A 15,151-nucleotide genomic window follows, 5' to 3' on the forward strand; every position below is an offset into this window, starting at 1 on the left:
GAGACGTGGCAATCTTATTCGAAAAAATATAAGCATCGGCTAAAACCGGTGCTTTTTTGTTATTTTCAAAACATGCATTCAACAACTTTAGAAGTTTTCGCCGGGATTGACGGGATTGGTTCTGCCTCAGGCTTGTTCCTTCAGGAAGATTTACTGTATATCATTGGCGATAATAGTGGCTATTTGAACGAATATAACATCAAAACCAGGAAGCTGCGGAAAATTCAGATCTTATTTGATAGAACACTCGATCAGTTAGAAAATATACCTAAATCCTTAAAACCCGATTTCGAAATCCTTTGTCATAATGACAATAAGCTCTACATTTTAGGTTCTGGCTCAACACCCAAAAGAAACCTGGTGATCGAATTCGATCTGAAAACACAAGAGTTTGTTCAAAAAGACCTGACCAGTACCTACACCAAACTTAAAGCTATTGCCAAAATAGATGATCAGAACTTTAACCTCGAAGGGGCAATTTTTACGGGAACTGAGTGGATGCTTTTTAACCGTGGCAACGGAATAGAAGCAAAGAATGGCATATTCAAAACCCAGGGAGCAGATTTAGCTAAAATTTCACAAGCTCAGTTTAACTATTTTAAGCTTCCAAATATTAATCACGTTGAATCGTCTTTTACCGATGCTGCATTGGTAAAAAATGAGATATTTTTTATTGCTACCGCAGAAGATAGCCAATCGACTTATGCCGATGGCGAAATTATGGGAAGTTTTATTGGCAGTATTAACCTGCAGTCTTTAAAGCTAACTTTCAGCAATAAAATTTCTGGAAAACATAAATTTGAAGGCATTACTTTACTCAATCAAACCGAGCATAATACAACTTTTTTATTGTGTGAAGACCGCGATACCGATGAACTTAAGACGGTTATTTATAAATTGGCAATCAATTTTTAGGCAGAAGAGTTGTCAACTTTAATGGCCAGTTTGCCAGAAAGTTGACAACTCTAAATTTTAATTTTTCAACAAACTCCTTACACTAACCTTTGGCACTTCTCCAGCCGGCACAATAAAAATTGCATCGTTTTCGATTACCTGTCCTTCATCAAAATAGTATCCGGCTGTAACCGGAATAATGGCTGTGATTGATTTTCCGTCTTTGTCTTTTGTAGGATAGGTAACATTAATTAAATGGCTTTTCATGCTCACATGAACCTTTTTGGAGGTTAACCTCGCCCCTGTGGCATTCACACAATCCAATTCTATTATTTTCGAACTATTTATACCCGACAGATCCAATGAATTGGCCAAACGGATGTTAAAAGATTTACCCGTATTGTTTTTTATAGAAGCTAAAATTTTATAGCGGTCGAAATCCTGGTCTTTTATGGTAAACTTTTCTTTATTGATAACAGAATAGGTTACGGCAATTCCGTTTACATTTACGGTTTCTCCATCTTTAATCTGCTGTGCATTTGCGATTGAAATCATTGCCAAAAAAGGCAATAAAAAAATTAATGTTTTAATTAATTTCATAGTATTAAGCTGTTTTTAGGTTTATATTCTGAAATTACGAATAAAAACAAACTTGATCAATGATTACAGGTAATTCTATTTCTTCGATTCGTCAATCGCCTTGTTAACCACATCCTGAATCCTACCCCTAATTTTCAGGTTAGAAAGTTTATCAGTAACGGTAGGATTAACCCGGTTCGACAGAAACACATAAACCAAACCACGTGACGGATCTACCCACACACAGGTTCCGGTATAGCCGGTATGACCATAAGTTTGTGGTGAAGCTAAATTAGAAGGGTAATGTTTGGTACTATCCGGATCCCAGCGATCGAAACCCAAACCTCTGCGACTCACATTTGACTGTTTCGAGGTAAACATATCTACTGTTGTGTTTTTGAAATACTCCACCCCACCATAGGTACCACGGTTCAACAGCATCTGGTAAATAATAGCCAGATCGTTAGCGCTGGCAAATAAACCCGCATGCCCGGAAACACCACCAGCCAAAGCCGCCCCCTGATCGTGAACGTAGCCAACTAAAAGTGTTTTCCTGAAATAGGTGTCCATTTCTGTTGGAATAATCTGCTCTGGTTTAAAACGGTTGCGTGGCAAAAAACCTGCAGTTTGCATGCCTAGTGGTTTATAAAAATTTTCGTAAGTGTATTGATTTAAAGGCTCTTCACTAATATGCTCTACAATATCTTTCATTACATACATACTGATATCGCTATACACATATTTACCACGTGTTCTTATTGGCGAATTGAGCATTTTAGGCCACATAAAATCTTTAAAAAAGCCTTTTTTGATATAATAGTTATCGGCTACTTTGGTTGGATAAGCTGCCGATGAATCTCTGCTGTAATCGCCTGTTTTAACATAATCGTGAAAAGGAATGTAAGGGATAAAACCGGCCTGGTGCAACATCACTTCTCTTACCTGAATATTGTTCATGGGTGTGGTGCGGGCCTTGGGGATATAAGCGCCAATGTTGGTATCTAATTTCAACTTTCCCTCTTCGAACAAACGCATAACCGCAGGGGTGGTTGCCGTTATTTTGGTTACAGAAGCCAGATCAAAAATATCAGTCACCTTATCTGGCACATTGGTATCATAGGTATGAGTGCCATAAGCCTTGTTAAAGATCACCTTCCCATCTTTCGCTACCAAAACCACCAGTCCTGGTGTAGCTTTCTGCGCTATCGCTTCGGCAGCAATGGCATCAATTTCTTTTAAATTGTTCGAATTTAAACCTGCATCTTCAGGTACAGTGTATTTTAAGCGCGTAGCTGTTGTAGTAAAACCGGAACCTGTGGTATAACGGGCAGAATATGCCATGGTTAACTTATTCGAAGCGGCAATGCCTCCAAAAATATACTGCGGTACGATTGCGGCAGCGTCAATATTGTTTTGACCGGTCCATACAATCGGCGATTTTAAGAGATCAAATGATTTTAAGCCAGGTCCGACACCAAAAAAAGAAATAATTACCTGTTTATTTTTACTGATATTGTTAATAAAGTTAATGTATCTGGCTTTGCTTACATTTTGATCATCAATAGAAATTAAAATGGTATTGAAATATTTAAGGTCATCTTCTAAATCGTTCAAATTCGAGCTATCTTTATAAGAATCGGCAGAAAATGAAGTGATTTTATCGTATTTATTTGCCAAACTATCAAAAACGCTACTATAAGCAAAACTAAGGCTGACCGAAGCAATATTTTTCTTCTCTAATGATTTTAAAGGAATAATTCCATCCTGGTTGTTTAACAATACGGTTGCGTTAGAAATCGCATTGGCAACAGCCAGTTTCTTTTCATTCGCTGTATGATCCTGTGCACAAGCCATTAAACATAAAACATTGCAGCAAAATGCTACAGCCAGGATACACAATCTATTTCGCTTCATATACTTTTTCTCCGTTCAAATAGGTTTTTAAGACTTTGGTTTTTAATATGTTCTGTGGTGTTGATTTTAATATATCGTGATCGAGCATAACGAAATCAGCAAATTTACCTTTCTCTAAACTACCCTTTTCGTGTTCTTCAAAATTGGCCTTTGCTGCCCATATCGTCATTCCGCGTAAGGCTTCTTCAGGTGTTAAGGCATTTTCCATCTGGAAACCTCCCTTTGGAAAACCTTTTGCATCTGCTCTCACTATTGCAGCATAAAACGTTAATAATGGATTAATGTTTTCAACCGGGAAATCGGTACCCAAAGGAATCCAACCATTTTGTTTTAATAATTGTTTGTAGGCATAAGCACTTTTTAACCTTTCGACACCTAAACGCTGCCTAGCCCAATACATATCGGAAGTGGCATGTGTAGGTTGCACTGATGGCACAATACTGGCGCTTCCAAATAAACCAAAATCGTTGGCATTTACTACCTGGGCATGTTCAATCCGCCAACGCTGATCATTTTTGCCTTTTAAAATTTTATTGTAAATATTCAGGATTACCCGATTGGCCGAATCGCCAATGGCATGGGTACACATCTGAAAATGATTGGCAGCAATTTTTCTGGCTATTTCTTCAAAATGTTTCTGATCGCTTAATAAAAAACCTGTTTTGTCTGGCATATCGCTGTAAGGATGAAGCAGGCAGGCACCACGCGAACCTAAAGCACCATCTGCATAAACCTTAAAGGCCCGAACATTTAACCGATCGGTTTTAACTGGCCCGCGGTTAAAAAGATATTTATAATTATCTGGCTCATCAGAGAGCATTACATAAAGCCTCATTTTCAGTTTATTTTCTTTCTGCAGTTTTTCGATGAATTCTACAGCCAGGTAACTCAAGCCGCAATCATCAATGGTGGTTAAGCCAGCAGCGAAACAGTTTTTCTGTGCGTCGATAAATATCTTTTCAGCCAGTTTAGCATCTGGTGATGGGATTTTACGTTCTACCAGGGCTACAGCGTTATCAATTAACACACCAGTGAGCTTTCCATTTTCGGCAAGCATATCACCACCTACCAATTTCTGTTCACTTTTAATTCCGGCATCATCCAGCGCTTTTTGGTTAGCTATGGCCGCATGACCATCAATACGATTTAAAAATACCGGGCGATCCGGAAAAAGTGCGGTTAACTTTTCATTGGTTGGGAAAGCTTTATTTTCCCAATCGTTTTGGTCCCAGCCATTGCCAATTAACCAGCCATCAGGATGCGTTTTGGCAAAATCAGATAAGCGCTTAAGCACTTCATCCCAGGATTTCGTTTCTCTTAAATCAGCTGTTTGCAAACTTTGTCCATAGCCATAAAAGTGGGCATGTGCATCAATAAAACCAGGATAAACGGCTTTACCCCTGGCGTTAATCTCTTCTTTGCCAGCATATTTTGACTTGATATCATCACTCGCGCCAAGTTCCAGGATCTTACCATTTTTTACTGCGAATGCTTCAACCGTATCAAATTTACTGTTAACGGTATAAACTTTTGCATTATAAACAATTACATCAACCGCCTCTCTCCTGGAACAAGAAGTGAACAGCATAACTAGAAAAAGACCGTATAAAATGGATTTCATATCGATAAAGATAGAAAATTGGAAGCATTTGACTTTGTAAATTCGGTTTTACAGAAAGGACTATTGTCATGCTGAGGCACGAAACATCTGTAAAACGATCAGCACATTTGTTGAATTCTTACTGGCTAATTCAGTGACTATATTTATTCGGTAAAAGATTCTTCACTGCGTTCAGAATGACAGCCAAACCCGTGGTCTATGTCCTAAACACGCCATTTAAATAATAACATTTTTATTCACTAATAAGACCCTGAAACTAGTTCAGGGGGACGACTCTTCGTAAATCGGTCAATTCATCACTTCGCTTATGGTAATTGTCCTTACGTCGTGGTCTGTGTCTCCACAGACCACTTTCCTTTCTCTTAGCATTTCGTTAAGACTACTTTATTATTGATAATATTTTTTTGCCACGGAGGCACAGAAAGCACGGAGAATATATCTTGAGTTAATTAAATACCAGTAAGCCTGGGGAAAATTTTTCAGTAGTTCAGAACGCCAGGCCTACGTAAAATAAACCTGATGGGAACGGCATCCCGATTTTTTTTTCAATCGGGATACAGTGTACAGCAGGACTACCGGAGCCGAAGATGCAGAACCCTGCTTTCAAAAAAAATAAACCTCAGTAGGAATAACAAATTGTTCCTGACAAAGATTCTTCACTACGTTCAGAATGACAGGTAGCAATTCAATCCTATTTACCAAGAGTCATTTACATGTTGAGTTTTAAACAAATCAGGTTCCTTAAGCTTATTTTGCATAATTTAGCAAATTCACTTTGCCTTACTACATGACTGATATTATTCACTTATTGCCTGATGCTGTTGCCAATCAAATTGCTGCCGGAGAAGTTGTTCAACGACCTGCTTCTGCGGTAAAAGAATTGCTCGAAAATTCTATTGATGCCGGCGCGGATAGAATCCAATTAGTAATAAAAGATGCAGGTAAGGCATTGATTCAGATTATAGATAACGGCTGTGGAATGAGCGTTACCGATGCCAGAATGTGTTTCGAACGCCATGCCACTTCGAAGGTAAAAAAAGCCGAAGATTTATTTGCCATCCGCACCATGGGTTTCAGGGGCGAAGCCATGGCCTCTATTGCAGCAATTTCGCAGGTTGAAATGAAAACCCGCAGGCATGAGGATGAAATTGGCACCTGTATTTCTATCGAAGGCGCACAGGTAACCAATCAGGAACCAGTTGCCACCTCACCAGGAACACAGATTTCGATTAAAAACTTATTTTTCAATACACCTGCCAGAAGAAACTTCCTTAAAAGTAATCCGGTGGAAATGCGCCATATCCTGGATGAATTTCAACGGGTAGCATTAGCGCACCCGGCTGTATTTTTTAGTCTGCACCACGATGGCACAGAGATTTTTAATCTGCCAAAAGGCAATTTAAAACAACGCATTGTCCATCTTTTTGGCAACAATTATAACGAGCGTTTGGTTCCGGTTGAGGAAGAAACCACGATCATTAACCTAAAAGGGTATATTGGCAAACCTGCTTTTGCAAAGAAAACCAGGGGCGAACAGTTCTTTTTCGTGAATAACCGTTTCATTAAAGATCCCTATTTAAACCACGCGGTAAGTTCTGCTTTTGAAGATTTATTACCGGACGACAGCTACCCGTTGTATGTTTTGTTTATTGAGATCGATCCATCAAAAATTGACGTAAACGTTCATCCCACTAAAACAGAAATTAAGTATCTGGATGAAAAATCCATTTACGCGATCATGAAATCGGCGGTAAAACGTTCCATTGGCCGTTATAACATTTCACCGACTTTAGATTTCGACCAGGAAACCGGTTTCAGTAATATGATTACCCATAAAGCGGTTGAAGATATTGTACCACCAAGCATTAATTTCAATCCTGATTTTAATCCATTTGCGAGTGATAGCAGTTCTACATCGGGTTATGCCTCATCGCCAAGAAATTATGATGCAAAACCAAGTGCAAAAAACTGGGGTTCACTTTATGATATAACTGAACAGCCAGTTGTAGAGCAGACCTCTATTTATGCTGATGAAACGGTTTTAGAAACCAAGCAGAAACAGTACATGCAACTGCATAACCGCTATATTGTTTCTCAGATTAAGTCGGGCTTAATGGTGATCGACCAACAAATGGCACATGAGCGAATCCTTTATGAACGTTTTCTCGTACATCTTGACGACCGCAAAGGCGCATCGCAGCAGAGTTTATTTCCGCAAACCATTACGTTAAATGCCAACGATTTCGAATTGGCAAAAAGTTTACTGGATGATATAAAAAGTTTAGGCTTTGATGTACGCGAATTTGGAAAAAATACGTTGGTAGTAGAAGGTGTTCCGGTTGATCTGGGCAGCAGCAACATTAACGAAACACAATTATTTGAACAATTGATTGAGGGCTTTAAAAACTCGCAACAGGAATTAAAATTGAGTAAACGTGATAGCCTCGCGAGAAGCCTGGCTAAAAACAGCGCAATAAAAGCGGGAACAAGCCTTGGCCAGGAGGAAATGAATACCTTGATTGATGAGCTTTTTGCCTGTAAAACACCTAACTTTAGCGTAAGTGGCAAACCAATTATCCAAACCATTACTTTGGCAGAACTGGATAAGAAGTTTGAGAAATAGACTAAAGCTGAAAGACTAAAGAGAAAAAGTCGGAGGCCTGGGCCGGAAGTCAGAAAATTGAAGGGCATAGCAAAACTTGAAGCCAAAGAGCAATACAAAACAGCTAACCGATTAACCAGTTTAAACCATTAACCAGTTAACCCTTTTTAAAATTAAATGAATAACATATATATTCCCCCGGTAGTAAAAAACCTACTGATTATTAACATCTTATTTTTTGCAGCAACTTACTTACTCACAAGCCTTCATCTTGATGACCTGTTAGCGGTATATTATTTCGATTCTCCGAAGTTTGAGCTATGGCAGCCGATTAGCTACATGTTTATGCATGGTGGCATAGCGCACATCTTTTTTAACATGTTTGCACTGTATTCTTTTGGAAGTTTGTTAGAATCAAGATGGGGAGGCAAAAAATTTATTATCTTTTATTTTATTACCGGATTAGGTGCACTTGCATTGCAGTGGGCCGTACAGGCTTACGAAGTGCATCAGATTATCGGTAGCGTTACTAATAACGGAAAGATAAATCTTAGCGCATTATTTCAGGGAGAGTTCGACACGAATCAACTTTCCATGACACAAGCAGTTACACTACGGAGTATTTATTTCGGTGGAATGCTTGGTGCATCGGGTGCAATTTTCGGCTTGTTGGTTGCCTTCGGCATGCTTTATCCAAATGCAGAATTGTTGATCATGTTTATTCCGGTTCCGGTGAAAGCAAAATATATTATACCGGTTTATATTTTAGTAGAGTTATCTTTGGGGGTTGCCCAGTTTGAAGGCGATTCTGTTGCGCATTATGCTCACCTTGGTGGTGCTTTAATCGGCTTTATACTTGTTAAAATATGGAAAGATAAAAACGATACATTTTATACGCTCTATGAATAATACTTTTAAAGATTTAAAATACAAGGTTTTTCAATCGGGCAATCCATTATTCTTCTACATTGGGATTAATGTAATGCTATTTTTATTAATCGCCATTATTGGCGTATTTAGCAAGCTAAGTGGCCATGGTGATATTATCGATTTATTCGTAAGCAAATATTTAGGCTTACCAGCCAGCATTTCGAAACTACCTGAGCGCTTTTATACCCTGTTTACCTACATGTTTATTCATGACGGGATTCTTCACATCCTGTTTAATATGCTCGGCTTATTTTGGTTCGGCAATATATTCATGAATTTCTTAAAAAGCCGTCAGTTTCATTTTGTGTACCTGGCAGGTGGTCTTTTTGGTGGTTTGTTTGCCGTTGCTGCATTAAATATATTCCCCCTTTATGCCAGCGGACTGGCCGGCGTAACCATTGTTGGCGCATCAGCCGCAGTAATGGCGATCATTTTTGCTTCTGCAACGCTGGTACCGAATTACACCATTATGTTACTTTTCTTTGGTGAGGTTAAAATTAAATGGATTGCCATTATCTATTTTGTGCTCGATTTTATTGCAATCGGCTCCGTAAATGCAGGTGGAAGTTTAGCGCATATTGGTGGTGCACTTTTAGGTTTCACCTTCATTAAAAGTTTGCAAAACGGAAGGGATTGGAGCAAGCTGTTTGAGCGTAAGCCGAAACTAAAGGTTGTTCGGAATGAAAAACCTGTTAAAAAACCAGTATTTAAAGGTGGCGTTTCTCAACAGGAAATAGATGCCATTTTAGACAAAATATCGACTTCAGGGTACGATAAATTAACAGCGGTAGAAAAAGAAAAACTATTTAAGGCAAGTAAAGATTAATGGCCACGAACAAGAAGAAATATAGTTTTCTGGATAAACTCCTTTTGCCTATTGCCGTTATGTTGGCAATCGCTTTGCTATTGGGGGTTCTTGCCGGAAATATGGACCCAAGAAAACATGCCATTATTGCTTTTTTCGGTCTTGCCTATCCTTTCGTTTTATTCGTTAACATTATCTTCCTCGTTTGGTGGTTTTTAAGCAAAAAATGGATTTTTGCCATCACAACTATTATCATTATTGCGCTCGGTGCTAAAACTTTAAAAGCCACCTTTGCCATTGGTGGCGATGAGGGAGGCACTGAAAAAGCAGACAATAGCATCAGAATGATGACTTACAACGTGCATAGTTTTAAGCTATACGGCGAAGACAATATTGAATCTGTAAAAGAAAAAATGCTTAAGGTGGTGAAAGATCAAAACCCTGATATTATTTGCTTTCAAGAATTTTTCACCCGCTACAAAGGCGCTTTTGATACCGTTGACAGCCTTAAAGTACTGTTAAATACAAAATATTACTACTTTGTACCTACTAATAAAAATGATTACGAAGCAACTGGCTTAGCTATATTTTCTAAATTCCCGATTAAAGATTCGGGTAAAATCCCTTTTGTTAAAGGTTTCCCCGGCAACATGAGTATTTACACCGATTTAAACATTAAAGGAAAAACATTAAGGGTTTACAATGTGCATTTTCAATCTATCTCTTTTGAAAAACAGGATTACGAATACCTGGATAAGGTTAAGGAAATGAATACCGAACTGCAACCATCCAAAAGGATTTTAAGAATGCTGAAAAGTGCCTTTTTGAAGCGCAGCGGTCAGGTAGACATTATGAAAAAGGAAATGGCAACCTGCAAAACACCTTACCTTATTGCAGGCGATTTTAACGATACGCCGGCATCTTACGTGGTTACCCAAATTACAGCCGGATTGAACAATAGTTTTATTAAAAAGGGCAACGGCTTTGGTAAAACCTATAATGGCAAATTTCCTAATTTCCAGATTGATTATATTGCTACTTCTAAGGAACTTGAGGTGTTAAATTACAAAATCACCCAGGCCAAATTATCCGACCACTTTCCGGTGCGCAGCGATTTGAGGTTTATCCCATAAGGCTTAATTACGATCTTATGGTGCGTGAGTACACGAACCATGGCGATGGAATTGGGTATAAAAAAGAATCATGGCGGTTGGTGATTACTGATCATTCTTCATTGGAGCGCAAGGCCTGCATAAAACAAGAAGTTCCTTCCCGTTTTCCGTTTTTACGCTTCGCTTCCTCGTACCTCGTTGCTGCAGGGTAACACTTCAACCGGGGCTAGGTGGGCAAAAAACAGCACTTTATTTCTGTGGTTGCAGGATGCAGAACCCTTGTTCATAAACCTGATTGAGCGGAATAGCCCGCAGCGCAGCGAGGACTATAAGCGAAAGCGGGGGCTGTAACTGCCAGGAACCACAAGCCACTCATTTCCTAATTCTATTTAGGTAAGTGAGATGCCAACCGATAGGATAAAAGCTTAATTACGATCTTATGGTGCGTGAGGACACGAACCATGGCGATGGAGAATATTCCGTTGACTAGGGATAAACAAGAATCATGGCGATTGGTTATAAATAATCATTCCCTTATTGGAGCGCTAGGTTTGTACAAAACAATAAGTTCTTTCCCGTTTTCCGTTTTTACGCTTCGCTTCCTCGTGCCTCGTTGCTGCAGGGTAACACTTCAACCGGGGCTAGGTGGGCAAAACAGCACTTTATTTCTGTGGTTGCAGGATGCAGAACCCTTGTTCATAAACCTGATTGCAGCGAACATACCGATCCTTCATCGGTATAAAGCGCAAAGCGGGGCTGAAAACCTCCAAGAACCACAAGCCACTCATTTCCTAATTTTAATTAAACTCTTTCATAATTTGTCATTCTGAATTTATTCCATTTCGGTCGGTGAGACACCAACCGATAGGAAAAAATAACAATATGTAAGCTTAATGCAAATGACGATCAAATTACTGGCTATTTATTTTCTTACCATACATCAACAATAGGTTTGTTCCTTATTTCCATCTTTGCTTCATAAAATTTAAAAAAAATCTTCAAAATATGAGCTTAATAGATGCACTGAACTGGCGTTATGCCGTTAAGAAAATGAACGGTCAACCTGTTGAACAGGAAAAAGTTGATAAAATTATTGCAGCAGCACATTTGGCGCCAACATCATCTGGTTTACAGCCTTTTAAATTAATTGTGGTAACCAACCAGGAATTAAAAGAGAAAATTGCACCGATTGCTTTTAACCAATCGCAAGTAATTGATTCTTCTCACTTATTGATTTTCGCGGCAAACGAAAATTATACAGAAGAAGGTATTGATGCCGTTTTTAACAGAATGAATGCAGAGCGTGGCTTACCACTGGATACGACAGATGCTTACAAAGCACAACTTAAAGGCATGATTTTATCCAGAACGGCGGAAGAAAACTTCAACCATGCAGCCCGTCAGGCTTATATTGCTTTCGGTATTGCCATTGCAGAAGCTGCAGTACTAAAAGTTGATGCTACGCCAATGGAAGGTTTTAACGGTCCTGCTTTAGATGAACTTTTAGGTTTAGATAAAAAAGGTTTAAAAAGTGTTACCCTATTGCCATTAGGAAACAGAGACGAAGCCGGCGATTGGTTGGTAAATCTTAAAAAAGTACGTTCACCTAAAGAAGAATTCCTGATCGAGTTTAAATAACAGGCAAACACCATTATATTTAAAACAAGCCGCTTTTAGCGGCTTGTTTTGTTTTAGCAGAGTTAGTTTGGCGCTGGGAGTCTGGCGTTTGGAGTCGATTAACCGGTTTAAACAATTAACCTTAAAAGCACTTCACATGTAGATCCTGAAACAAATCCGGTAGCTATCGGATCAGGATGACGATTAACATAGAAAGTTTTGTAAAAAAATGTTAAACCTCATTACATTTTATGTGCTCTATTTATAATTGGATATATTTACGGGCTAGCATTTAATATCCAATCCATGAAGATTTTTAGATTATCGTTTATTATACTGTCACTTTTATCAACATTAAGTTTTTCTTCTTCGGCCCAAACTGATACCATTAGCATAAACAGCATCATTACCAAAACGAATAAGGTATTGAGTGATTACCCTGCCGAAAAAATTTATCTTCATTTCGACAAACCTTATTATGCTGTTGCCGATACGGTCTGGTTTAAAGCTTATGTTACCGAAAACCAGAATTTCTTATCTACGATTAGTAAGATCATTTATGTGGATGTAATCAATCAGAAAGACTCACTTATCCAAACGTTAAAATTACCCATTACCGGTGGTTTTGCTTACGGCAGTTTCCCCTTAGATCAGATCAACTATAAACAAGGGAATTACCATATCAGGGCTTACACGTTGTGGATGCTTAACAGTGATGATCCTGCTTATTTTAACAAGACCTTTTATGTAGGCGAAGCGATTGATAAGGAGGTAAAAACCCATATCACTTATAAAAATACCTCTACAGATAAGCTGGAAAAAATTGATGCGCGTGTACAATTTAAAGATGCCAATAACAAACCCTACGCCAATAAAAATGTAAGCTGGCAGGTAGTTACCAGTTATACGGTAATTGCCAAAGGCAGGGGTACAACAGATGCAAACGGCTATTTAACCATCGCGATGAGCAATGCACAGAAGGCGGAATATCAATTACAAAAAGGCGAACTGATTACCAGCATTAATACCACCGATAAAGATGTGGCGAGCAGCAGCTTTCAACTTAAAAACGCAATCGTAAGTAAAGATTTTCAGTTCTTCCCAGAGGGAGGAAGTCTGATTGCAGGTTTAACTACTAAAGTGGCATTTAAAGCGATTAAGAGTGATGGTTTGGGCATCAGCTCAAAAGGTACAATTACCGATAACGATGGCAAAACAGTAGCAACATTTACTGCCCAACATTTAGGAATGGGCAGTTTCAATTTATTGGCAGAAGCCGGAAAAACGTACAAAGCAGCTGTTACCTATGCCGATGGAACCTCTCAAAATTATAACTTACCAGCAGTTGCGGCAAATGGTGTTTCTGTAAATATAGATAACAGCAGTGCAGATAATATAGCCATAAAAATTTCAGCTAATGATGCCTTCTTTGAACAGAACCAGGGTAAAAAACTTTATTTAATTGCACAGAGCAAAGGCGTGATCTGTTATGGTGCACAAACAGCCTTATCAAATAAAGAATATAACACCACTGTGCTTAAATCTAAATTCCCAAATGGAATTGCACAATTTACCCTATTTAACGAATTTGGTAAACCACTAAGTGAACGATTGGTTTTTGTACAACATAAAAATACCATGGCGGTAACGCTAACTAGTGCTGCAACGACTTACGGAATCAAGAAAAAGGTTAAGATAAATGTTGCTGCTAAAAAAGATGGCGCTCCCGTTGAAGGAAACTTCTCGGTGGCTGTTGTAGATGAAACCAAAGTTCCATCCAGCGAAGATGCAACCAGTACGATATTAACTGGCTTGTTATTAAGCAGCGATGTTAAAGGTTACATTGAAAAAGCAAATTATTACTTTAATGCACCTGACGCAAAGAAAAATGCAGATTTAGATGTATTGTTGCTTACCCAGGGATACCGCAGTTTTAAATATACCGATATCATCGCCAATAAATTACCAAAAATTGATTTCTTACCTGAACAGGGAATCGAAATTTCAGGTATTTTGCGTCAAAATAATGGTATTCCGGTTAGAAAAGGAGCCTTATTATTAACCATACCTGATAAACGTTTCAATCTGGAAAGTACTACTGATCCTGTTGGGAATTTTAAATTCAAAAACCTGGTCTTTAACGACTCCTCTAAAGTGACCATTACCGCTAAGTATAATGTAAACTATAAAAACATGACCTTAAGCTTAAATGGCGCACCGGTACCTACCCTAACCAGAAATTTTAGTGCAGCCGAAGAGGTTTTAAATATTGATAGTGCTTTAACCAGTTATTTAGATAACAGCAAAAGACAATATGCTTATTTACACACACTAAAAGATGTAAATATTAAAGCCACAGTAGTTCCGAAAGTAAGTCATAAGGATTACCCGGCACTAAGCGGACTAAGCCAAATGGCCGACCATGAAGTTAGTGGAGATCGGTTTAAAGGCTGTGGTTTATTGATTAACTGTTTACAGGGTATGCTGGCAGGGGTTACCTTTGCCGATAATAACTTTTACGTAACCCGGGATTACAACCAGGGCAAAAAAATCCCGATGGGTATTTTCATCAATGGTATGAACGTGGATGTAAACCAGATCAATACATTAGACCCGAACCAGCTCGAATCAGTAGAAGTATTTTTAAGAGACGATTTAGGTTTGGTGAACCGTGCTAACAATGTAAACGGTGTAATTGTATTTAACCAGAAAAAAGCACCTAAAGGCACCAAGATTACGAAAGCCCAATTGATGGATATGCTTCCTAAGTATTATGAACTTACTTTCTCGCCACAGGGTTATAATAAAGAAAAACAGTTTTACTCACCTAAATATGATGTTCCTGCCAGCATGAACCGAAACGATTTAAGGACCACCATTTACTGGAACCCTAAAGTAGTTACAGATGCAACGGGTAATGCTTCTTTTGAATATTATAACGCTGATGGAAGAGGACAATACAAAGTAATTATTGAAGGAATAGATGCCAATGGAAATTTAGGAAGATCGGTTTTTAAATATCTTGTAAAATAAAATACAGGCAATCGGTTCGTAGTCTGATAGTCAATGGTTAATAG

The 15,151-nt window shown here is 38.5% G+C and carries 11 protein-coding genes; 8 read left to right on the top strand and 3 right to left on the bottom strand.

The features are described from left to right. Nucleotides 1-72: 72 nt before the first annotated feature. A complete protein-coding gene (locus BCL90_RS10285; protein ID WP_121283896.1) occupies nt 73-915 on the top strand; it encodes a DUF6929 family protein in 843 nt (280 codons plus the stop codon). 57 nt (nt 916-972) lie between these two features. Here BCL90_RS10285 and BCL90_RS10290 read toward each other — a convergent pair whose 3' ends face one another. The 3 genes from BCL90_RS10290 to BCL90_RS10300 form a co-directional block, all read right to left on the bottom strand. Next, nucleotides 973-1,494, bottom strand: coding sequence for a hypothetical protein (locus BCL90_RS10290; RefSeq protein WP_121283897.1), 522 nt, complete (start codon nt 1,492-1,494; stop codon nt 973-975). 75 nt (nt 1,495-1,569) lie between these two features. Further along, a complete protein-coding gene (locus tag BCL90_RS10295; protein ID WP_121283898.1) occupies nt 1,570-3,387 on the bottom strand; it encodes a serine hydrolase domain-containing protein in 1,818 nt (605 codons plus the stop codon). Then, nucleotides 3,374-5,008, bottom strand: a complete 1,635-nt coding sequence (locus tag BCL90_RS10300; RefSeq protein ID WP_121283899.1) for an amidohydrolase — start codon at nt 5,006-5,008, stop codon at nt 3,374-3,376. Before BCL90_RS10300 ends, BCL90_RS10295 begins: the two co-directional genes overlap by 14 nt. A 787-nt stretch (nt 5,009-5,795) precedes the next feature. Here BCL90_RS10300 and mutL point away from each other — a divergent pair. The 7 genes from mutL to BCL90_RS10335 all read left to right on the top strand — a co-directional run bounded on the left by mutL (nt 5,796) and on the right by BCL90_RS10335 (nt 15,107). After that, nucleotides 5,796-7,631 (top strand): DNA mismatch repair endonuclease MutL, encoded by a 1,836-nt coding sequence (gene mutL / locus BCL90_RS10305; RefSeq protein ID WP_121283900.1) that lies wholly within the window; start codon nt 5,796-5,798, stop codon nt 7,629-7,631. Between the two features lie 156 nt (nt 7,632-7,787). Further along, nucleotides 7,788-8,519, top strand: coding sequence for a rhomboid family intramembrane serine protease (locus tag BCL90_RS10310; RefSeq protein WP_121283901.1), 732 nt, complete (start codon nt 7,788-7,790; stop codon nt 8,517-8,519). Continuing rightward, complete coding sequence (locus tag BCL90_RS10315; protein WP_121283902.1) at nt 8,512-9,366, top strand: rhomboid family protein; 855 nt, start codon at nt 8,512-8,514, stop codon at nt 9,364-9,366. Before BCL90_RS10310 ends, BCL90_RS10315 begins: the two co-directional genes overlap by 8 nt. Beyond that, nucleotides 9,366-10,478, top strand: a complete 1,113-nt coding sequence (locus tag BCL90_RS10320; protein WP_121283903.1) for an endonuclease/exonuclease/phosphatase family protein — start codon at nt 9,366-9,368, stop codon at nt 10,476-10,478. The genes BCL90_RS10315 and BCL90_RS10320 overlap by 1 nt, the downstream gene beginning before the upstream one ends. 17 nt (nt 10,479-10,495) lie before the next feature. Beyond that, nucleotides 10,496-10,669 carry a hypothetical protein gene (locus tag BCL90_RS25685; protein ID WP_166792112.1) on the top strand — a complete coding sequence of 58 codons (174 nt, stop codon included), beginning with the start codon at nt 10,496-10,498 and terminating at the stop codon, nt 10,667-10,669. A gap of 793 nt (nt 10,670-11,462) precedes the next feature. After that, complete coding sequence (locus BCL90_RS10330) at nt 11,463-12,095, top strand: nitroreductase family protein (protein ID WP_121283905.1); 633 nt, start codon at nt 11,463-11,465, stop codon at nt 12,093-12,095. Nucleotides 12,096-12,380: 285 nt separating this feature from the next. Continuing rightward, nucleotides 12,381-15,107, top strand: coding sequence for an alpha-2-macroglobulin family protein (locus BCL90_RS10335; RefSeq protein WP_244094999.1), 2,727 nt, complete (start codon nt 12,381-12,383; stop codon nt 15,105-15,107). Nucleotides 15,108-15,151 lie beyond the last annotated feature (44 nt).

This window comes from Pedobacter alluvionis, from assembly GCF_003664035.1.
Classification (GTDB): domain Bacteria; phylum Bacteroidota; class Bacteroidia; order Sphingobacteriales; family Sphingobacteriaceae; genus Pedobacter; species Pedobacter alluvionis.